Annotated in this window: 21 protein-coding genes; 14 read left to right on the forward strand and 7 right to left on the reverse strand. The window is 38.4% G+C overall.

The window, feature by feature from the left end; all coding sequences use genetic code 11:
• Window positions 1-32 precede the first annotated feature (32 nt).
• From M9899_00610 to M9899_00675, 14 genes are all read left to right on the forward strand, one after another.
• On the forward strand, window positions 33-1,172 hold the full coding sequence (locus tag M9899_00610) for an NAD(P)-binding protein (protein MCO5112654.1): 1,140 nt from the start codon (window positions 33-35) through the stop codon (window positions 1,170-1,172).
• 139 nt (window positions 1,173-1,311) lie between these two features.
• Window positions 1,312-2,253, forward strand: coding sequence for a 30S ribosomal protein S2 (gene rpsB / locus M9899_00615; GenBank protein ID MCO5112655.1), 942 nt, complete (start codon window positions 1,312-1,314; stop codon window positions 2,251-2,253).
• 57 nt (window positions 2,254-2,310) lie between these two features.
• Window positions 2,311-2,964, forward strand: a complete 654-nt coding sequence (gene tsf / locus M9899_00620) for a translation elongation factor Ts (GenBank protein MCO5112656.1) — start codon at window positions 2,311-2,313, stop codon at window positions 2,962-2,964.
• A 173-nt stretch (window positions 2,965-3,137) separates the two neighbouring features.
• On the forward strand, window positions 3,138-3,857 hold the full coding sequence (gene pyrH / locus M9899_00625; protein MCO5112657.1) for a UMP kinase: 720 nt from the start codon (window positions 3,138-3,140) through the stop codon (window positions 3,855-3,857).
• Window positions 3,858-3,880: 23 nt separating this feature from the next.
• Complete coding sequence (gene frr, locus M9899_00630; GenBank protein ID MCO5112658.1) at window positions 3,881-4,441, forward strand: ribosome recycling factor; 561 nt, start codon at window positions 3,881-3,883, stop codon at window positions 4,439-4,441.
• 1 nt (window position 4,442) lies between these two features.
• Window positions 4,443-5,213: a polyprenyl diphosphate synthase gene (uppS, locus tag M9899_00635; GenBank protein ID MCO5112659.1), complete on the forward strand. Its 771-nt coding sequence runs from the start codon at window positions 4,443-4,445 to the stop codon at window positions 5,211-5,213.
• Window positions 5,210-6,022, forward strand: coding sequence for a phosphatidate cytidylyltransferase (locus M9899_00640; protein ID MCO5112660.1), 813 nt, complete (start codon window positions 5,210-5,212; stop codon window positions 6,020-6,022). The genes uppS and M9899_00640 overlap by 4 nt, the downstream gene beginning before the upstream one ends.
• A gap of 74 nt (window positions 6,023-6,096) precedes the next feature.
• Window positions 6,097-7,806 carry an RIP metalloprotease RseP gene (gene rseP / locus M9899_00645; GenBank protein MCO5112661.1) on the forward strand — a complete coding sequence of 570 codons (1,710 nt, stop codon included), beginning with the start codon at window positions 6,097-6,099 and terminating at the stop codon, window positions 7,804-7,806.
• A 1-nt stretch (window position 7,807) separates the two neighbouring features.
• A complete protein-coding gene (gene tsaB, locus M9899_00650) occupies window positions 7,808-8,542 on the forward strand; it encodes a tRNA (adenosine(37)-N6)-threonylcarbamoyltransferase complex dimerization subunit type 1 TsaB (GenBank protein MCO5112662.1) in 735 nt (244 codons plus the stop codon).
• Window positions 8,539-9,513: an AAA family ATPase gene (locus M9899_00655; protein MCO5112663.1), complete on the forward strand. Its 975-nt coding sequence runs from the start codon at window positions 8,539-8,541 to the stop codon at window positions 9,511-9,513. The genes tsaB and M9899_00655 overlap by 4 nt, the downstream gene beginning before the upstream one ends.
• A gap of 6 nt (window positions 9,514-9,519) precedes the next feature.
• A complete protein-coding gene (locus M9899_00660) occupies window positions 9,520-10,155 on the forward strand; it encodes a helix-turn-helix domain-containing protein (GenBank protein ID MCO5112664.1) in 636 nt (211 codons plus the stop codon).
• A 1-nt stretch (window position 10,156) separates the two neighbouring features.
• Window positions 10,157-11,140, forward strand: a complete 984-nt coding sequence (locus tag M9899_00665) for an RluA family pseudouridine synthase (protein MCO5112665.1) — start codon at window positions 10,157-10,159, stop codon at window positions 11,138-11,140.
• Window positions 11,118-11,804, forward strand: coding sequence for a polyphenol oxidase family protein (locus tag M9899_00670; GenBank protein ID MCO5112666.1), 687 nt, complete (start codon window positions 11,118-11,120; stop codon window positions 11,802-11,804). The genes M9899_00665 and M9899_00670 overlap by 23 nt, the downstream gene beginning before the upstream one ends.
• A gap of 2 nt (window positions 11,805-11,806) precedes the next feature.
• Window positions 11,807-12,280, forward strand: coding sequence for a hypothetical protein (locus M9899_00675; GenBank protein ID MCO5112667.1), 474 nt, complete (start codon window positions 11,807-11,809; stop codon window positions 12,278-12,280).
• Here the strand turns inward: M9899_00675 and M9899_00680 are convergent.
• The 7 genes from M9899_00680 to M9899_00710 all read right to left on the reverse strand — a co-directional run bounded on the left by M9899_00680 (window position 12,277) and on the right by M9899_00710 (window position 20,731).
• Window positions 12,277-13,125 carry a hypothetical protein gene (locus M9899_00680; GenBank protein MCO5112668.1) on the reverse strand — a complete coding sequence of 283 codons (849 nt, stop codon included), beginning with the start codon at window positions 13,123-13,125 and terminating at the stop codon, window positions 12,277-12,279. The two genes, M9899_00675 and M9899_00680, sit on opposite strands and share 4 nt — an antisense overlap.
• An 80-nt stretch (window positions 13,126-13,205) precedes the next feature.
• The gene (locus M9899_00685) at window positions 13,206-14,834 is read right to left on the reverse strand and encodes a hypothetical protein (protein ID MCO5112669.1); all 1,629 of its coding nucleotides are present in this window, start codon (window positions 14,832-14,834) and stop codon (window positions 13,206-13,208) included.
• A gap of 16 nt (window positions 14,835-14,850) precedes the next feature.
• Complete coding sequence (locus M9899_00690) at window positions 14,851-15,570, reverse strand: outer membrane beta-barrel domain-containing protein (GenBank protein MCO5112670.1); 720 nt, start codon at window positions 15,568-15,570, stop codon at window positions 14,851-14,853.
• Window positions 15,571-15,592: 22 nt separating this feature from the next.
• Complete coding sequence (locus M9899_00695; protein MCO5112671.1) at window positions 15,593-17,191, reverse strand: AgmX/PglI C-terminal domain-containing protein; 1,599 nt, start codon at window positions 17,189-17,191, stop codon at window positions 15,593-15,595.
• The gene (locus tag M9899_00700; protein ID MCO5112672.1) at window positions 17,188-17,445 is read right to left on the reverse strand and encodes a hypothetical protein; all 258 of its coding nucleotides are present in this window, start codon (window positions 17,443-17,445) and stop codon (window positions 17,188-17,190) included. Before M9899_00700 ends, M9899_00695 begins: the two co-directional genes overlap by 4 nt.
• Entirely contained in the window at window positions 17,442-20,255 is a 2,814-nt protein-coding gene (locus M9899_00705) for a tetratricopeptide repeat protein (protein ID MCO5112673.1), read from the reverse strand. The genes M9899_00700 and M9899_00705 overlap by 4 nt, the downstream gene beginning before the upstream one ends.
• A complete protein-coding gene (locus M9899_00710) occupies window positions 20,255-20,731 on the reverse strand; it encodes a biopolymer transporter ExbD (protein ID MCO5112674.1) in 477 nt (158 codons plus the stop codon). The genes M9899_00705 and M9899_00710 overlap by 1 nt, the downstream gene beginning before the upstream one ends.
• Between the last annotated feature and the right edge of the window lie 3 nt (window positions 20,732-20,734).

The raw sequence follows: 20,734 nt of genomic DNA on the forward strand, positions 1-20,734 counted from the left end.
CACGACTTTTATTTGAAGGGAGATCAGTTAAGATGGCAAAAATTAAGAAGAAGTATGATGCTGTTGTTTTTGGAGGTGGCTTTTCTGGATTGCTTGCCGCCCAAATTTTAAGAGCAAAAAATAAATCCTTCTTACTTGTTGAGCCCTCTGACAAATTGGGTGGACGTTTAACAGCGTGGACAGCTCAAGAAAACAAACTCCCCTCTAACCCTAATATCTTTGCCCTATCTAGTGAATTCGACCACCAACTCTTTGGTTGGTTAGAAAGCACCTTAGACACTCGCATTGTAGACGGCCAATTCAGTGCCCCTGCGTCCCATCTTAAAGATGGACAACTTAAACCCCTTACGGGTTTTGGTGACAAAAACTACGAGGCCCTTGAAGAGTACAATTCTTTTTGTCTTCAACCTGAAAAGGCCAATTTGACTCAACTTCCCCATATTTGGGTGGAACGCCTGATCTCTCAACTGCAAGAAGACGAATATGTTTTGCACTCTGAAATCACCTCTGTGCACGTCGAAGGCAAAAAAGCCCAAAGCCTGACCCTCAACGGAAAAACCAATATTGAATTTGAAGCTTTGATCTGGGCACAGCCTCCACAAAATATGCTTAATGTCGTGGGTGCTCAAAATCTAAGCCCTTCTGATGCCAAAAAGCTCAAACGGCCAACAAAGGTCTTTGATGCGATCATGCTCAATCTCAGCCATAAAGGTTACACCCATGACCGCCTCAAGCCTTCCGATAATCAAAGCAGTGCAACACATTCCCCTTTACTTGAAAACTGGCCCCTTAAGGCTCACCCCGAGGTTCTCTGCCTGTACGGCTCACAAGATGAATTTGAACCTGTGATTGGAACTATCTCTTCTGATTCGTCTTGCTGGATGACCCTAGTCCCCTCTGAACTTTCCCTAGATAACGAGTTTGTGGCCAAAGTGATTAAAAATATGAAAAAACAAATCAAAAGGCCTTTCCCTGATCTGTTTGAACAGGTCAGCACCGAAGAGAAGATCATTTTGAGCGAAAATGCCTACGGATATCTACCACTTAAAGAGAATGACCACGGCTACCTTAAGGACATCTCGAACTTGTTTTGTGTCTCCAGTCTCTGCTCTCCCGCTCAAGGACTGATGGGGGCCTTAGACAGAGCCATGAAGCTGGAAAATAATCTGTAAATCTTCTTGCCATCACCAGTCTAATTTGTTACCAAAATTTAAGCATTTTAAATGCAAAAACGCACCTTTAGAAGGCCTGGTGAACTTGCATAGGGCAGGTTTCATTTGTTTCTAAAGGGAGGATTAACCAGGAGGAAATATGGAAACTCAAACTAGCGCGCCAAGCGTGACTCTTAAAAGTATGCTCGATGCAGGCGTACACTTCGGACACCAAACTCAAAGATGGAACCCTAAAATGAAACCTTACGTGTTTACTGCACGTGGTGGGATTCACATCATTGATCTACAAAAATCTTTAGAGCTAGCAAAGGCTGCCGCTCAAGCTGTAGAAAAGATTGCGGCTCAAGGCGGAAAGATGATCTTTGTAGGCACAAAAAAACAAGCTATGGAACCCATCAAAGAAGCCGCTGCCCGTTCGGGTCAATATTATGTGACTAAACGTTGGTTGGGTGGAATGCTCACAAACTTTTCTACAATCAAAAACAGTATTGATCGCATGAGAAAGATCGAAAAAATGAAAGAGACTGGCGAGATCTCTTACTTCTCGAAAAAAGAACAAGCTAAAATCGAAAAAGAATATGTACGCCTTGTGGATTTTTTAGATGGTATTCGTGACATGAAAGAATCTCCATCTTGCATGTTCGTTGTAGACATCACTAAAGAACACATCGCTGTTGCTGAAGCTAAGAAACTGGGAATCCCCATTGTTGCTATTGCCGATACAAACTCTGATCCTGAAGCCATCGACTATCCTATCCCAGGAAACGACGACGCCATCAGATCTATTAAACTTTTCTGTGACCTTATGAGTGATTCTTTCATGAAAGGCGCAAAAGAATGGGAAAAAACAGCTAGCTTAAGAAAAGATAAAGAAGAAGCTGTGGCTCAAGCTGTAGAAGTAAAAGTAGAAACTAAAGAAGAACCTAAGGCTGCTGCTGCGGGTGGACCTTCTGTGGTTAAAGTTTCTAAACGTAAGCTAGTGGCTGCGGGTACAGCTGATGAAGTTGAAATCGAAGAAGAAGTTTCACGCGGTGAAACTAACGAATTCGTAAACAACAATAATGATGACAATGCTGAGTAACTCTCGGCATTGAGTTAAATTCAATTTCGTAAACTTAAATTTTGAGAGGATATTAAAATGTCTATTACCGCATCTGATGTAAAAAACTTAAGAGAAATGACTGGCGCAGGAATGCTTGATTGCAAAAAAGCACTAGAAGAAAACGGCGGAAATCAAGAAGCTGCCATCGAGTGGTTAAGAAAAAAAGGGCTTTCTAAAGCCGCAAAAAAAGCAGACCGTTCTGCAACAGAAGGTTTAGTGCAATCCTACATTCACGGCGAAGGACGCATTGGTGTTCTTATCGAAGTGAACTCTGAAACGGACTTTGTTGCCCGTAACGAAGACTTCAAAGCCTTTGTGAGCGACATTTGTATGCACATTGCCGCTATTGGACCTCAATATGTAAAACAAGATGAGATCGAGGCCTCTGTCATTCAAAAAGAAAAAGACATCCTAAAAGCCAAGGCACTTGAAGAAGGCAAAAAACCTGAATTCATCGAAAAGATTCTTGAAGGACAAATCAAAAAATGGGCTGCTGAAATTTGCTTGATGGATCAGAAATTTGTAAAAAACCAAGACATCACAGTAGAGCAACACCTTACCAATACAATTGCTCGTATCGGTGAAAACTTAGTTATCCGTCGTTTTGTGCGCTATGAATTGGGTGAAGGTTTAGAGAAAAAAGTCTCTAACTTTGCGGAGGAAGTGGCCGCAGCTCAACTGAATTCATAGTTTCAAGCTATGGACACCAAAAGCCAAACACAAGTTTGGCTTTTTTTCTGTCTTTTCACTTTGTGACCTTCTGGTGTTTGCAAACAAAGGCAGGCGACTCAAACAAAAACTCGAACAAGAGAACAGTTTAAGTACAACTCAAAATTAAAACTTCTTAGCAAATGGTGACAATTATGGCTGCAAATAAAATTAAATATAAACGAATTCTGTTAAAACTTTCTGGCGAAGCTCTTGCTGGTGATCAAAAATTCGGAATCAACACAGACATCTTAACAAAAATGGCTGAAGACATTCAAGAGGCCATCAGTCTCGGTGTCGAAATCGGAATTGTCATCGGCGGAGGAAATATCTTCCGTGGAGTTGCCGCTTCCGCAAAGGGCATGGATAGAGCCAGCTCTGATTATATGGGAATGCTGGCCACATGTATCAATGCCCTCGCCTTACAGGACGCTTTAGAAAAAGCGGGAGTTGACACGCGCGTTCAATCCGCCATCAAAATGGACGAAATTGCAGAATCTTATATTCGCCGTCGTGCAATCAGGCACCTAGAAAAGCAACGCGTGGTCATCTTTGCCGCAGGTACTGGAAACCCTTATTTTACCACCGACACCGCCGCATCTTTAAGAGCTATGGAAATCGACGCTGAGGTTCTTTTAAAAGCCACAAAGGTCAACGGTATCTACGATAAAGACCCTGAGCTTCATAAAGACGCCGTTATGTTTAATGAGATCAGCTATATTGATGTGTTAAACAAAGGACTTAAGGTTATGGATGCCACTGCTGTCAGTCTCTGTATGGACAACAGCCTGCCCATGATCACTTTTAATTTATTTGAAAAGGGCAGCATTGCCCGCGTGATAAAAGGTGATAAGATTGGAACTCTTATCAACTAAAGAGAGCTAGGAGAGGAAACACAATGGAACACAGTACAGTAAAGGCTAATGCCGAAAAATCAATGCAACAAGCCCTTCATGCACTTACCGATGAACTGCAAAAAGTTCGCACGGGCCGAGCCAATGTGAGTATGTTAGATGGCGTACGCGTGATCTACTACGGAAACCCCAGTCCATTAAATCAAGTGGCAAGTGTCTCTTGCCCTGATGCAAAGTCATTTCTTATTGCTCCTTGGGAAGTGAGCATTCTAAAAGATATCGAAGGTGCACTGATCAAAGCTAATTTGGGTATGGCTCCTCAAAATGACGGCAAAGTCATTCGTCTTAAAGTGCCCGAACTTACAGAAGAGCGCAGAAAAGACCTTGTAAAAAGTGTCAAAAAGATCGCTGAAGATGCTCGAGTAGCCATTCGTATGGGCCGTCGTGACGCCAATGAGGCTTATAAAAAAGCTTTAAAAGACAAAGCCATCAGTGAAGATGAACAAAAAAAATACTCCGATGAAATTCAGACTCTTACCGATAACTTTATTAAAAAAGTGGATGAAGTTGCTGCCCAAAAAGAAGCCGATCTTCTGAAAGTTTAATATGAACGGTGACTCTCCCTCATTTCATTTAACCCCTAACCTTAAGCACGTTGCGATCATTATGGATGGCAACGGCAGATGGGCTACGGAACGAGGTCTAAATAGATTTAAGGGACACGTTAAGGGAACTGAAATCGCTGAATTGATCATTGAAGAATGTGTACGCTGCCAAGTCCCCTACCTTACCATGTTTGCTTTTAGTACAGAGAATTGGTCTCGCCCAAAACGTGAAGTAGATTTTTTATTTGCTTTGCTAGAAAAGCACCTCAACGAAAAAGGTAACAAGCTGGTAGAAAAAAATATTCGAGTGGAGACTATCGGTGATATCTCTAGGCTTCCTGCATCCTTACAAAGAAGCATTCAAAAACTTAAAGAGAAAAGTCAGCCTAACACGGGTTTAACTTTGATCTTTGGCCTTAACTATGGTGGTCGTAACGAAATCGTGCGAAGCATCTTAAAGGTTTTAAATTCTCCTGTTTTAGCTGAAGAACTCAAAACCACTCTCGATGAAAAACGTTTTAGTGAACTGCTCGATACAGCCTCGTGGCCTGATCCTGATTTGATTATCCGAACAAGCGGAGAAGAAAGAATTTCTAACTTTATGATCTGGCAGATGGCCTACAGCGAATTTTACTTCTCAAAACTCTTATGGCCTGATTTTACAATTGAAGAACTGCATCGTGCATTTCAGGTTTATACCCAGAGACAACGTCGATTTGGACAGGTGCAAGACGTTGCTACAACCGCTACAGACATGGATGCTCCTTTATGACCAACTTCCTTTTACGGGCCTTTTCCGCACTGATCGCGCTGATCGTACTTGTAACCACATTATCTCTATTTGGTCTTAATGGAGCCATTGTTTTAATCACACTGGTTGCCCCTATCATCGCCTCAGAAATCTCTGGTTTATTTTCGACCAGCAAAGTTCAAGCAGCCAGCTTTGCACTGCTTTCTGCTACAAGTTTACTGCTCCATTTTTTTTACTCAGAGTTTTTTAATAGTTATCTTATTTTCTTTTTAGCCTTTGCTTTAGTACCATGGATTAACCGAAATAAATCCATTACAGAAAGCTATCAAACACTGACGGCCTTATTCTATGCCTGTTTTTATAGTTTCATTGCTCCTGTTTATATTTTCTCGATCATGAGTTTTGGCGAAGAGACCTATTTCAAAGAATTTTATTTTTTGATCCTTTTAGTTTTTGGCGCAGACACGGTGGCTTATCTATGCGGTAAGACCTTGGGAAGACGCTTTTTTCAAGCCAAGTTCCAACCCTTGATCAGCCCCTCTAAAACCCTTGAAGGCCTTGTAGGTGCACTGATTTGGCCTTTCTTACTGTGTGGTGTACTGCAATACTTTGATCTTGCCCAATTCCCGCTTATTGTATGGGGAATTTTAGCCCTCACTAACTTTGTCGCCATCAGTGGTGACCTTGTCGTCTCTTTGATGAAACGTAACTTCAATAAAAAAGACACCAGCCAGCTGATGCCTGGACATGGTGGTCTGTTAGACCGCACGGACAGCCTTTTACTGAGTGCCCCATTTTTTTATTGGAGCCTATCTTACTGGTCCTTTTAGTCTTAAGTCTCATCTTGTACCCTTTGCGAGCCAAAGAGCTACATCTTTTTGCCAGAAACTGTTAAATTAAAGATATGGAATACATCTTATACTTGTTAAATACTTTTGGTCCCTTTTGTTTATTGTTAGGCTTTTTGATTTTTTTTCATGAGCTGGGTCACTTCGCGGTAGCTCGCTACTTTGGCGTTCGTGTTGAAGTCTTCTCGATTGGCTTTGGAAAGACTCTTTTAAAGTTCAAACGTGGAGATACAGAATATCGTCTTGCTCTCTTCCCCCTTGGTGGATTTGTGAAGATGTATGGGGATAATCCTACTGCTGAAGTTCCTGAAACGGAAAAAAAATACTCTTTTATCCATCAACCTGTTTGGCCGCGCATTGCGATTGTCCTTGCTGGACCCATTGCTAATCTTATTTTAGCTTTTGTGATTTTCTTTGTGATCGGTTTATCTGGTGAGACTCAAGTGGCTTCTACACTTGGAGACATCAAACCTGATTCTGTAGCTTACAATTCAGGACTGCGCTCTGGCGACCAGGTGCTTAAGGTCAATCAACAAGAGGTCAAATCTTTTGAGCAACTTGAAAATGAAATTGCCAAGTACCCAAATCAAGATGTCACTCTGACAGTGCTGCGTGACTCTGTGGAAATGACAGCCACGGCCCCCACCTCCATGCAAGAGAACCCCAATATTTTAAGCACCAAAAGCCAGATTCCTCAGATCGAAGGTCTGACTATGTATTCTGCCGCTTCCAATATCAGCTTTGATAAAAATTCGTTGTGGGCACAAGCAGGACTTAGGCCTTTGGATAAAGTGGAGTCCATCAACGGAATAGAAACTCCCACTCTACGTGACCTACACAAAGTCTTGGGCCAATTGAATGAAGGCGAAGCCATGACCATTGTGGCCTCACGTATCAGTAATAATTTTGAAGCCCCTCACGAAACACAAGACCCTGCACCGAAAGTGACTGAGGCACCAGCAAGTAAAAATGCGGCCAACACACCTGTAAAGGTCACTGCCCAAGCCACTTACAATAAAGAGCTGAGTAAACTGGACGACACAGAACTTTACTTAGGACATATTCAACCTAACTCGCCTGCAGAAAAAGCTGGACTGAGAGTGGGTGATAAAATTCTACAAATCAATGACACTCCTATAGCAAAGTGGGACTCGCTTTTAAACTTAGTGAAAAACTATGATGAATCCCAAGGTGAGCTTAAAGTGACATTTCTACGGAACTTTGAAGAGCAAGAAATCAAAGTGGTTCCTCTTATGAAGTCTATGATGAATGCCAAAGCTCAAGAAGAACGACGCCCTATCATTGGTATTGTGCCAGGACTTTTCCTACAACTTCCCGCACAAGTCAGTGTTCCTGCTGGTGGGGTTTTGGCCTCTCTACGTTACTCTGGGGCCCAAACCAACAAATGGACTGTCTGGACCATTAACAGTATCAAAAAAGTGATTTTTGGAGAGGTCTCGCATAAAAATTTAGGTGGCCTTTTCACCATTGGACAAGTGGCAAGTCAAAGCTTTAAAGTGGGCTGGACTTATTTCCTACAGATGATGGGCATTATTTCTATTAACTTATTTTTGCTTAACCTTATTCCCATCCCTGTACTTGATGGTGGACACCTGCTTTTCTTCTCTATTGAAGCCTTGCGCGGAAAACCTGTTAGTCCACAAAAAATGGAAATTGCGTTCTTATTTGGTTTTGTAGTTTTAGCCTCACTGATGGGATTTACTTTATTTAACGACATCCAACGCATCTTCTTCTCGGGGTGGTAATGTGCACCTACTCTGCATTGAAACCAGTACCACTCAAGGGGAAATCGCCCTTTTTCATAACCAAAACCTTATCGCCCTAAGTACTTGGGATAAGGAATACACACACAGCGAAATCCTCACCGTAAAATATCAAGAGCTGCTAGCACAAAATCATTTTGAGCCCCAACTCTTAACAGATATTTTGGTGTCTTATGGGCCAGGAAGCTTTACTGGTCTACGTGTAGGTTTAAACTTTGCTAAAAGTCTAGGATACAGTTATCAACTCCCCATTTACTTAAGCCCTAGTTTTAGAGGCGTGCTGGCTCCTAAAACCTTACACCTACTTCAACAGGTTCTAATACTTCGTCCTGCTCTACAAAATAGATTTTATGTAGCCCAATACTTTTTAGACACATCCCATACTATTGTTGAGAAAGTGTTGCCAGAGACTCTCACCCTCGCTCAGATCGAGGAGAGGTTTAAAGATGTTGAAAGATTAAACGTACAAGGTCCTAGACAGCTTGTCACAGCAACTGCGTGGTCAGAAGGGTTTGCCCAAAAGGTGAATTTTGTATCTGAGCCCGAAAGATTTAATTATTGTCTAAATCATTTACACTACTTTACTCATGAAAAGGATCTCATCAAATTAGAAAAAAGTGACTGGAAGAATGCTTATCCACTTTATATTCGAGCCTCAGAAGCCGAAGAGAAGATGAAATTAGGCGACTTAAAAGTACATAAAAAAAGGACACTATGAGTATTCTTCTACCCTTTAAAAAAATGAGAGATCGAGCAAAAGACAGTGATACAGAGTTTTATGCCTTCGGTGGCGGTAAAGGAGGGATTGGAAAAACCTTCTTAAGTTCAAATTTTTCTATTTATTTAGCAAAAAAAGGGCGAAAAACTTTACTCGTGGACTTAGACTTGGGTGGTGCGAATGCTCATACCTATTTAGGCGTTCAACCTCATGGACACAATCTGAAGGATTTCCTTCGTGGTAGAGTAAATACAATTCAAGACGTCATCGCTCCTACTAATACTCCTAATCTGTATTTGATCAAAGGCTTGGATGATTGGACTTCTGAATTTAAAATCAGTGAAGAAGAAATACAAAACTTAATTACTGCTTTAAAATCTTGTGATTTTGATGACATTATTTTTGACCTTGCAGCAGGAACTCATAATGAAACTATTGAGTTCTTTTTAGCCAGCGACAAAAAAGTTGTTGTCACAACGCCTGAACCCACAAGTATAGAAAACTCTTATCAGTTTTTAAAACGAGCTTTTCATAAGCAACTAATGAAAGCCAGCCAAGAGTTAAATTGCCATGATGAAATCGCCAAACTTCTTTTACATAAAGAAAGATTTAACTTAAAAACTCCTGCTCAACTTCTTTATTTTCTAGAAGAAAGAGAACCCAATATTGGTCGTGCATTAAAAAAGAAAATCAGAGAGATCAGTCCACAAATTTTAGTTAATCAAGCAAGATCACATCAAGATCAAATGCTTCCTGAATCTATACAAAAAATCTGTGCACAATACTTTGATATGAAATGTGTGGCTCTAGGTTCTGTGAATTATGAGAGTGCGATCTGGCAGTCCTTACGCGCCCTCAAGCCGTTCCAAATCGAACAATTTAAGTCTAACACTTCAAATGAATTAGTACGAGTTTACGATAACCTTTTTGACGACAAACTATTGCGCAACCTCACTAGAATAGCTATATAATAGTTTATGAATTCTCTATTTGAGGGCAAAACTCTTTACGACATCCTAGAGGTATCTCTCGACGCGTCCCCGCACGAGATCAGAGTGGCCTATGAAAAAGCCAAAATGGCCTATAGCCCTTCCAGCCCAGCCCTCTATACCATCTTTTCAGAAGAAGAAACACAAGAGCTCAATCGGCTTTTAGAGATGGCCTACAATGTTCTCAGTCATCCTGGGCGACGTTTAGAATATGACAAGACCATAGAAAAAAAACGCCCCAAAACAACAGACGTATCTACCACTGCTGATGAATCTTCAACACCAGAAACGTCTTCTGCATCCAAATCTTCTGACGATTCTACTCGCCATTCTGTTTTTGGCAGTTATGTCTATGACGAAGATTTTGAAGCCAAGATTTTAAATGCCACAGAAATTGATGGATCATTTCTGCAAAAAATTCGCCACTATAAAAATATCACTCTCGATCAACTGAGCGAAAAATCAAAGATAAGCAAAACCTATATTCTGGCCATAGAATCACACGATTTCGATTCCTTACCTGCCAAGGTTTTTGTAAGAGGTTTTGTGGTCCAGCTGGCCAAGCTTTTAGAATTGGACGAGCAAAAAGTTGCCAATATGTATATGAAACACTATACAGAGTAAAATGAGCCCAAACGTCCCAAACCCTATCATCATCCAAGCTCAAGGCCTTACCAAGCCCCTGCGCTTAGACATTTTTCTCAGTCAACATTTAGAAAGTACTTCACGAAGTCTAGCTGGAAAAATCATTACCAATTCTTTTTGTGAACTTAACGGAAAGATTGTCACTCGAAGCTCCACCCTAGTGAACAATGAAGATACGATTAAAATTTTTATTCCTCAAACGCAAAAAACAACCCTAGAACCACAAAATCTTCCTTTAAATATTGTTTACGAGGATGAGGATCTAATTGTGATCAACAAAGATTTCGGCATGGTGGTTCATCCCAGTAATGGTCATCCCGATCGCACTTTAGTAAATGCCCTTTTGTATCATTGTAAAAGTCTCTCGATGGGTTTTCACGAACACAGACCTGGCATAGTTCATAGATTGGATAAAGAAACTGGGGGTTTGATTGTTGTAGCTAAAAATCAACCCACACATATTCATTTGGCTGAGCAATTTAAAAACAAAACTGCTGGTCGAATCTATAAGGCCTTCACTTTTAATAAATTTAAACTAAATTCTGGCACGATAGAAACTCACCTTACAAGACATCCTAAAAATCGTATGAAGTTCTCTTCAAGTCACAACCCCAAAGTAGGAAAATTTGCACGAACACATTACGAGGTGCTGATTAACGGCCCTGTCTCTTTGGTGAAACTTCAGCTTGATACTGGACGGACCCATCAAATCCGTGTGCATCTTTCTGAAATGGGAAATCCCATTATTCACGACGACATTTACGCCTCAGAAAATATGATCAATAATATTCAAGACCCTAGATTAAAGTCTAATATTAAAAAAATCAGTAACATGCTTTTATTTGCAGAAGAACTTCGCTTTGTTCATCCTAAAACTAAAAAAGACTTAAGCTTTAAGGTTCCACTACCCTTAAGCTTTGAAAACTTGATAAACTTTCTGAATGAACAGAATCACGCAGTTTGATGCCTTTTATTTTTCAAATGCCGACACTCAAATGGGACATCTTCTAGAAATCAACGGTTATTCTATTATATTTGGAAATAAACACTTTAATTTCGATCAATTGCTGGACTATGTGAGCACCAATCAACTTCATACTTCGTTTATGAATCAACAACATACTGACATTATTTTATCCACACCCTTAAATGACAGTATTGTTTGCGACGGTCTACAAACAGCTAACATCTCTGAAGCTTTGGTTGTACGTACTGCGGACTGTTTGCCTCTTGTTGCCATTAGCAACACTGACATTGCTATTTTACACTGCGGTCGTAAAGGACTACTTGGCGGTATCCTTGATCAATTATATTCAAAGTCTTTACAGACCCCCTATCATAGCTTTTATATCGGACCGCATATTCATGCTCAGAGCTACGAAATTGGTTCCACATTATTTCAAGAGATTCAACAGAGTTATCCCCAATCTCAAGCATTACAAGTTTTAAATGACCGACATTGCTTTTGTCTAAGCACTTTTGCTCGTGAGCAACTCCAGGCTCACTTTCCTCTAGCCCAGATTTTTGAATTAAAAATCGACACTTTTACAGACCAGAACTACAATAGCTATAGAAGGGATCAACAAACACAAGAACGCAACTTAAGTCTGGTTTGGAAAAAGGGATAGGAATGAAACTCAGCTCTATTGTGGCATCAACGTTACTCACTGCTCTAGCCATCTTTATGTATCTAAATCCAAAAGCCCGATCGTTCATCAACGAATGGGGAGGAGCATCTCAGAGAACTATTTTGGCTTCCATAGAAACAACCACATTAAGAGGACCACACCCTTTTAAAATTTTAAAAATCAAAGAAGGACCCGAACTGTGGTTAGAAGTTTATTTTCTGATTACTGATGAGGAGGGAGTTCCTCAAAACGAACTGCATAAAAAACTAAATTTGCGTGGGGCTTTTGACGGTCATATTTTAATTCAGGAACGCGCCTCAAACCTGGCTATTGCCAATATCGATTCTGATCGAGATTTGGAAATTCTGGCTCCCACCTACGACCGCTCTATGAGTCCTATTTTAAATATCTATAAGTATGACCCTATTTTAGAAGAGTTCAAATTATTAGACCCGTCACAAAATCCCGTATTCTAATCCTCTGACTTTTCTTCTACTTTTTTGACTTTGCTGATTTGAATTCGAGCATAGATTTTTGGATCTGACTGAGCTTCAATTTGTAGAAATATTTTGCGTGGCTTTTCGTTTAACGCCAAAAGCTTTTTGTGTTTTCTTTCTTCACGCTTTAAATACTTATCATACTCACGTGTGACATCTACATACCCTACGCCCATAACACGATCCAAAAATCTAGATTTGATATAAAGATCTCTGAACTCTTCATAGCTTTTAGGTTCAAACACATCGTTGATCTTAGCAGGCTTAGCAGACATGATGACCATCGTCTCAACATAATCACGATCATCACTGGCAGGACTTGCGCTCTCGTCTAACTCGGCTTTGAAAACCAATCCTTCACTCAGTTTGGGACTATATTCAATAGCATATTTGGCTGCCTGAATGGTCTTCCATGTCTTATCTGCATTCAATTGAACTTTAATAGGCAATGTGACTTCGTGCTTACCTTCCGACCCAAATTCAAGCCCACGAGCACAGTCTTTAATAAAGGTCTTTTGGGCAAAAGTATCGTTTAAAAATACGTGACCCTGTACACCTAAAGCCTGAGGACTTTCAAGATCGGATTCTGATTCTCTGTAATAAACCAAAACCTGTTCAGCGGCGTACTCCCCAGCCTCAATTTCCGCAACCACTTCATACTCTTCAGGATCAATATCATTTGTAATAGGATTTTTATATGGTTGATCTGGGCGTCCACAGAACCCTCGAGTACTTGGATTCCCCGTAAAACTAGGCGTACCACTGTCACTAGTGCAAGCCGTCACTAGTCCCATAATCGTCATTATTAGTGCTATTTTTTTCATATTACGTCCTAAAAAAATGGTCATTTTTTTATACCAAAAAATGACCTTACAAACAGCTATTATTTTTGTTTTTGCTATTTTTACTCTTTACGCGCAGCTTTATTGAGGCTATCGCATTGGTCTTTTACAGCAGAATTCAAAGAACCGTATTCGTCTTTCCAAATTTCGCCAATATAATCCCATTTCAGCTCCTTAGAACCAAAGGCTTTAAAGGCTGTTTCTTTGCTTTCCTTGTCCTCAATTTTACCGCCAGCTAGTCTAAATCTGATGTTGTTTCCCGATCTCGAATAGATTTCAAAACGGATCAACTCAGCTTGATCAAGCTTTTCCTTTAAAGATGCTAGAGCATTATCCACTTTCACATTTAAAATTTGAGCAGCATTGACCTCAAGTTTGCTTTGTAGATTTTGTAGACTTTTAACTTTACTGGCTAATTTTTCAACCTGCCAGTTCACGCCTTTACTCAAAGAAGTGATAGAGCTTTTTAACCCTTCGTACTCTTTTTGAGCTTCGGCAAGTTCAGCAGTCTTTTTTGCAAGTTGCTTTTCAGCACGTTTTTTACCTTTAAGGTTTGCAATATCAGACTTTAATTTTGCAATCCTATCAATGTTTGAAATTCTGTAGTCTTCATGTTTACTTACTGTTTTAACGATTTGATTTTCAAGATTTTTCTGACTTTCGATTTCATCAATCAAATTGTTAATAGATTCTTGAACATGGATAAAGTCGATATCAATAGCTGCATATCGCAAGAGCGGAACAGGAACTCCACCCACATAAGTATCAAGTTTAGAACCAATGCTTTGGACCAATAGATTATAATAGTTTGGTTTTTTTCTATGAGCTACAATAGATTCTTCGTATAGTTTCTTATAGAAGGTTTCAATAATTTTTAAAGCATCGTTAGCATCTGAAAAATAACACAGATTCAAAAACGCAATAGATCGAATGATGTAAGTGTCTGGCTTCCATGCTGCTCTATTTGTATTTTGATCCACAAAGTACATATTACCCAAAGTCTCAGAATAATTTTTGCTTGCCAACTGGTTCCAACCTAATTCCATAAGGTTTTCATACCAAATAGGACTTTGAGGACTGATCTTTTTATATTGTTCCTCGGCCTTTTTATAATCTTTTTTAGTCAAATACATTTTACCAAGAGTCGAAGACACCACGTCTGTCAATAACTGCTCTTTGCTGTTTTTAACTTTCAGTTTAGATAATCTCTCTTGAGCCTGTAAGAATAATCTTTCTGCCTCTTTATGATTTTTAGCGTTTAGATAGGCTACACCTCTAAAATAAAGAATCTCATTATATTTGGCATGTTTTGCTGGAAAGTCTTTCGTGAAGCTTAGAACTTCAGAATACTTTTCTTTTCGGTTTAAACCTAAAGCTCTCCAATAAATAAAATCACCTTGGGTTTTTGAGGATAAACTTTTAGGTTTGATTCTTGATAGAAAGCTTTCAACCACAGATTCATAACCTGATGGCAAATTCGCCAATAGATACTCTAGTGCCGCCGAATCGTTTTCAGCCAACTTTGTCAACAAAGGCAAAGATTCTGAATACAACTTGTGTTTATGAAAACACTCTGCTGTTTTCAGGTCTCCTCTTTGAGTTGCTCTGAAGCTTACAATGCGATCAATACATTCTGCTTTAGAAACATTTGAGGTAAGCAATAAAAGTACAAATACTTTTAAAAATTTCACGTTCGACTCCTAGAGTTTACAACATTACTGTTGCGCCGATTCCCAACATAGTATCGTTAATCCAACGATCCTTAACTTTACTTCCTGTATCATATTCCACAACTTCTGAATTGTACCAACGATTTGTAAAATCAAATCTTACAGACCAGTGCTTATTCAAATAAAAGATTTGAGACAAGCCTACACCAAACGTCAAAGCTGACTGAGTTGGACTGCCTGTATCTCTGGCTTGTTCATAGGTCGTTTGTCCTAAATGTCCTGATAAAATTAAATCGAAATATAGGATTTTATAACCTAATAAACTCATCTTCGCATAGATCGGAGAATAGTTAATTGAAGCACCCATATAAGACTTAGTCTTACCTCTATTAAGAGTGGCTGCTCCGCTTGAAAGATCTTCTAACTCTTTAATCAAATCATTGTTTTGTAAAGAAGATGTAGAGTAATGTCCTTCAATACCCCATTTCTCAGTAAAGTAATATCCTAGAGATAGTGTACCAAAATAACCATCATGTTGAGGGTTATTGACATGAATCCCACCTGTTGCTGAAAGCATAGGTCTGCCTTCTTTAACGAAATATCTTTTTTGAATTAAAGCATATTTCTTTTCTTGAGGGGTCCAATAGTCTTCTACCAATTGTCGGGTATTTATTCTTTTACTTTGGGCAAAAGCAGTTGTAGTTTGAACACTCAAACTTACTGCTCCAAGAATAATTGCCATCCATAGCTTTTTCATCACTCGCTCCTTCAAATTCTTATCAAGTCGATTTTAAAATAAATGGGTAATTTACGTTCACAACCGTTCCACCCACTGGTTTAGGGAACTGCCAATTTTTAATAGAGTTACGAATACATTGATCCAAAATACCATCAGCTAATGAATTTCTTGCGGCTTTCACATTTTGAACTCTACCGTTCGCACCAATTGAAAATTGAGCTTCAAATACACCAGACAAATTAGGTCTGGCATTCAAACGTCTTTCGTAACAGTAGTTAATATCACCTAAGTTACGTCTGATGATTCTTTCGATTACTGAACGATCCAAACCGCCAGCAACAATGATCTCTTCACTTAGACCATCTACATAACCTTTACTTGTTTTACCTTGTGACAATGAAGCACCTGTACCACCACCACGAGCGGCTCCGCCCAATGACAATGTACCTACTCCACCTACTTTATAAGAACCAATACCATGCGTACCTGATCCGCTGCCACCAATACCGCTGCCACCTTCTTTTCCTGTTGGGCTTCCTTTTCTTAAAGAAGCAAAGTCTCCACCAGTACCTTTTTCATAAAGGTTGTTGGCTTTTTTGGTAGATGAGGCATTGAAACCAATAGAACCACTCAGCCCAGAAAGTTTACTTAACTTAGACTGTGTTGCATCTGCTTGACCGTAGTGGCCTTTAGCGCCTGTACGACCTTGAGTGATTTTCATTTTATTTGAATTTACACCTTCAACAGCAACTTTAGTACCTTTAGCACCACCACCACTGCTCTTGGTCTTTTTCTTTTCTGCAATCGCCTTTTTCGGTTGTCCTTGTTCTACTTTTTTAGATTTTTCAAAAGCTTTTACCGTTTTTGCTACAGCTTTCTTTTTAGAAACAGGCGTTTCAGATGGTTTAACAACTTTTGGTTTTTCTTTGAAGATCAACTCACGTTTTTCTTCTAAAAGATTCTCATCAATTTTAACTACATCAAAGTTTTTATCCTTATTAAAGAAATGCTGGAATAATTTATGAGCATAAAAAATTCCTAAGGTTAAAAGGATCACACCAGCATAAGCCATTGCAACTTTTTTAATAAGATCTTTTTCATATAAACTAAAAGCAACTGGTTTCTTTAAATCTGAATCATTTGGAACTTCAACAGTTTTTACAAAAACACTATAGCCTTTAGGCGTTGAGTGTATCTTCTCCCAGTCTTTTCCCTCTGGTCTACTGATCTTAAGCTTTGTTTGGGCAAATTTATAAGTTTGCTTTCTTTTATTGGGCAAAAGATCAGACTCAATATATCCACCTTTTGCATCCAAAACCTTCACTTGGATCTTTCTGACTGTCCCTTTATCTACTGTCAATGGAGCAACGTTCAATATTGGTGGCTCAGAAATCATAATGCTTACACTGTCTGAAACCTTGATCTTTTTATCTGTAGACAAAACTCTTTTCTTTGCATTAACCCACAAATCCCATGTTTGCTTATCTTGATTAAAACTAAAATCTACGCCAAAAAAACCATTGCTAACTTTTGAGTTTTGACCAACAGCAATTGCAGACTCAGTATTGGGAGTTAAAATTTGAGTCGTGTATAACGCATCTTTTTTAAAATACTTTACGACTAAAATAGGGTTTTTCATAAGGATCTCCCAACGTACTTAGACAGTTTATTTACTTTTTTTAATACCTTTACTTCTTTATCAAAAATGTAATCAAAAGTTTGTGGGTGTTCTTCGTTCATGATTGAACCCGATGGGTCAAATCCTTCACCCATCAACTCAGATCCTGTAAATTTATGATCTTGAGACTTTCGGTATTTATAGACTTTTTTTGCTGCAAAAGCCTCAGCGCAAAATAGCTGAAGGCTAAGCAATATCACTAACGTTCTAATCATTGTCCACCTCTAACTGCGACTCTCTGAGCATCATAGAATTCATCAAATTCTTTTCTGATCTTTTTAAGTTCGCTGTTATACTTTCTCTTTAAACTTCTATCTTTTGTTATCAAATTTAATGCCATTTCATAAGATTCATAAAACGACGTCTTTGTTGTCATTTTTATGTTTCTTAGTTCTCTTTCGATGGCTAATTTTAAATCTGGCTTATCGTTCACATTGACTTGGTTTAAAACCACTCCAAGGTCCAAATATACACGAGCTAGCTTTAAATACGCTCTGAGAGAGCTTTCTGCGTGATTGAATCCCAAGACGGCTTGTAGTCTTTGATTCACAGGTGTCACTCTAGCCATAACACTTTCAAGATATTTCACGGCTTGATCAAAATTCAAAGTCCCAGCTGGGGCTGTAATTTTTAGCTGTTTAACATCCATTTCTGCGACAAAAATTGACGCTTTAGCTTTTGATTCCGCAAGAGCTTGTTTGGAATTTAGCACTTCATTAAATTTTGCACGCGCCGCTTTCACGTTATTGGCACCTAGATATTCTATACCTACACGAATAAAGGCTTCAGATTTAAATGGCTCTTTTCCTGTCTGCAACACTCTGAGTGAAGCCTGTTTAAAACCAGAACGGCCTTTATCCACATGGTCAAAAAGGTACTGATGAACAGTTTCATTCAACTTACCACTGGTCTCTTTAACTAAAGAGTAAAACAGTGTCTCTGGTTCTTTCTCTTTCTTAGATAAAACTTGCACTTTGGCTCTAGCAAACTTCCACTCTTGCTTTGCTACGCCCTGAGTATTTTGCTCCAAAAGAAGTGCTGTTTTTTCCATATTTGTTAAATCTTTAGATTTTTCATAAAGCTTAAAGGCTTGTTCAAGACCTGGGATTGCATTCTTATGGTTTGAATTTGTTCTGTAAAAATCCACGTACGCATTTGCTGCGGCCTTATATTTTTTGCCTTTCTCTAAAGCCATTGGGATGTTCCATTTAGCTTCAACAAGATTTTTCTTTAAAACTGATTTCTTTAAGTAATTACTATAGTGCTCAACAGCTTTTGTATGGTTTCTTTTTGATTCCTCAATCTGTGCCATAGAAAAAAATGATTTATCATACACATCCGCTAACATATTTCTTCTGTTAGCATTGTTTGTTTTAGGTATTACTTTTTCTAAATACGCATTGATAGCTTCAAAATTCTTTTCTTTATTGTAGATATCTACAACAAAATCTTGAGCTTCTTGCCCTTTGATAGATGACGCATACTTTTCACCTAGCTCTAAAAATACCTCTAGAGCGATTTTTTTACTTCCATGTACATTTTCAACACGTGCATACTTATAAAGGATGTCAATCATGTGTTGTCCTGTTGGAAATCTCTTTCTATACTTTCCGACCAACACGCGTTGTCTCTCTACTTGATCAGACTTCCATTTTTGCTTCACAATAGATTGTTCCAACGTATATAAAGAGGAATACATTAAATCATGAGCCAAACCTGGTTCTTTCGTCAGGTCACTGGCCATCTCGTAGTAATGACTGGCTTTAGCATAATTTTTAACGTCAACATTCAAATCAGCCAAAACGTTGATGAACTTAGATCTTTCAAGTTGATCTTTAATGTGTTCGTGAGCTAAGTCACCCACTTCAATGACTGGAACAATATTAAACTTTTTGTCCCCTTTGACCCATTCTTTATATCTTTGTTTAACAACATTTCGTCCAAAAACCAAAAACTCATCTTTTGTACCTTGATCTATTTTCTTATCTAACAATTTATCAGATAGTTTGTAGTATCTAGACATTTGGACTAAATTGTCAGTATTTTCGTGAGCTTTTGCTAATCTGTATCCTAAATCAAATTGATCTGAGATGGCTTTTTTTCTCTTATAGAGCACATCTAAAACCGCAATCTCATCGTGATAAGCTGCTCTTTCAGAAAAGACCACAGCTTGTGCGTTTAATACGTTTTCAAGACTATTTTTATCTTTAATAAACTTAGAAAACTCTGTTTCAATTTGTTTGCCCTTAAAGATTTCAGCAGCAAACAATGGCATATCATCTAAGCTTTCTTGCTTAAGATCAAATTTATCCTTGCTTGCCAACGAGACCTGATAGGCTGTTTTCAAATCATTAAAGGCAGGGGTAAATTTATTTAAATAAAAATGTGCCCATCCTCTTTTATAAAACCCATAGCTTTGACTTTTGTTATCTTTATCATTTGCTATGTAAGTAAAATACTGAATGGCTGTAGGGTAATTTTTTTGAAAATAATAAATCTCAGCAAGCAAAAGTCTTGCGTCTTGTAATAATGTAGACTTTGGGTAACTTTTTGTTAATTTTAAAAATGGTCTTTCCGCCAGATTGGTCTCAGCCATTTTAAAATAAGACATCCCCATTGTATAGAGTACTACGTCCATATCTGGGTACCTTGGAAATTGCTTTTCAACTGTTTGCAATTCAAGTACAGCTTTTTTAAGAAGCTCAGTTTTGCTTGGTAAAGTTGAAAATACATCTTTTAAATCTTTACCTTTATGTTTTTTAATTTGATCAACGAAATTTCTTGTTTGTGATTGTCTTACATAAAGATCTGCCAATCTATGTCTAAGCGTTGCCTCAAGAGGCTTACCCTGGTGTTTTTGGATCAAATCAATAACGCTTTTAATTGCTTCTGTTTCGTTATGATGAGCAATAAATTCCGATTCTGTGACTTTTTCTTTTTTAATTAAAGTATCTACATAATCAGAAGCTAGCGCATTCTGAAATGTAAAAATAATTAAAAAGCCTTTAATAATATAGTTCTTCATTATTTAAACTCCACTGTGGATGCAAGTTTAATTTTTGTAAAACCAGATACCGCTAAGGTATAGATTGTCTTTTTAACTGTTTCATACGGAATCTTTTCATCCGCCAAAATGACCCATTGTTGCTCTTTTTCTTCTTGTAAATTTTCATCTTTTTGAATTTTATCAAATAGACCTTCAATGAATTCAGAGTCTAGTTTATGTAAGTTATTTGATAAAATCTCTCCAGAATTAAGTCTCAATACTTCTTCGTTGTTAATTTTAATAAACTTATCGCTTATAATAACATTTACGTTTTTTAATTCTTTTGTTGCATAAGCATTTTCTGCTATTGGCAGATTTACTTTATCTTCAGGTTTAATGTTTTCTGGATCAGCCGAAAACTGAAACAAAAAGAACACAATAAGAATTGTAAACGCATCAACAAGTGCTGTTAATTGCACTTTTTGGACTGATTTTCTTTTTCTTCTATTTCTCATAAC

The sequence above is a fragment of the Pseudobdellovibrionaceae bacterium genome, assembly GCA_023954155.1.
In the GTDB taxonomy this organism is placed as follows: Bacteria; Bdellovibrionota; Bdellovibrionia; order Bdellovibrionales; family UBA1609; genus JAMLIO01.

Coding starts and splice junctions, on each gene's coding strand:
- pyrH (MCO5112657.1), top strand. CDS start 3,138: ATGGCTGCAAATAAAATTAAATATAAACGAATTCTGTTAAAACTTTCT.
- M9899_00640 (MCO5112660.1), top strand. CDS start 5,210: ATGACCAACTTCCTTTTACGGGCCTTTTCCGCACTGATCGCGCTGATC.
- M9899_00710 (MCO5112674.1), bottom strand. CDS start 20,731: ATGAGAAATAGAAGAAAAAGAAAATCAGTCCAAAAAGTGCAATTAACA.
- M9899_00690 (MCO5112670.1), bottom strand. CDS start 15,570: ATGAAAAAGCTATGGATGGCAATTATTCTTGGAGCAGTAAGTTTGAGT.
- uppS (MCO5112659.1), top strand. CDS start 4,443: ATGAACGGTGACTCTCCCTCATTTCATTTAACCCCTAACCTTAAGCAC.
- M9899_00670 (MCO5112666.1), top strand. CDS start 11,118: ATGAACAGAATCACGCAGTTTGATGCCTTTTATTTTTCAAATGCCGAC.
- M9899_00655 (MCO5112663.1), top strand. CDS start 8,539: ATGAGTATTCTTCTACCCTTTAAAAAAATGAGAGATCGAGCAAAAGAC.
- tsf (MCO5112656.1), top strand. CDS start 2,311: ATGTCTATTACCGCATCTGATGTAAAAAACTTAAGAGAAATGACTGGC.
- M9899_00705 (MCO5112673.1), bottom strand. CDS start 20,255: ATGAAGAACTATATTATTAAAGGCTTTTTAATTATTTTTACATTTCAG.
- M9899_00660 (MCO5112664.1), top strand. CDS start 9,520: ATGAATTCTCTATTTGAGGGCAAAACTCTTTACGACATCCTAGAGGTA.
- M9899_00675 (MCO5112667.1), top strand. CDS start 11,807: ATGAAACTCAGCTCTATTGTGGCATCAACGTTACTCACTGCTCTAGCC.
- M9899_00610 (MCO5112654.1), top strand. CDS start 33: ATGGCAAAAATTAAGAAGAAGTATGATGCTGTTGTTTTTGGAGGTGGC.
- M9899_00700 (MCO5112672.1), bottom strand. CDS start 17,445: ATGATTAGAACGTTAGTGATATTGCTTAGCCTTCAGCTATTTTGCGCT.
- M9899_00665 (MCO5112665.1), top strand. CDS start 10,157: ATGAGCCCAAACGTCCCAAACCCTATCATCATCCAAGCTCAAGGCCTT.
- rpsB (MCO5112655.1), top strand. CDS start 1,312: ATGGAAACTCAAACTAGCGCGCCAAGCGTGACTCTTAAAAGTATGCTC.
- M9899_00695 (MCO5112671.1), bottom strand. CDS start 17,191: ATGAAAAACCCTATTTTAGTCGTAAAGTATTTTAAAAAAGATGCGTTA.
- rseP (MCO5112661.1), top strand. CDS start 6,097: ATGGAATACATCTTATACTTGTTAAATACTTTTGGTCCCTTTTGTTTA.
- M9899_00680 (MCO5112668.1), bottom strand. CDS start 13,125: ATGAAAAAAATAGCACTAATAATGACGATTATGGGACTAGTGACGGCT.
- frr (MCO5112658.1), top strand. CDS start 3,881: ATGGAACACAGTACAGTAAAGGCTAATGCCGAAAAATCAATGCAACAA.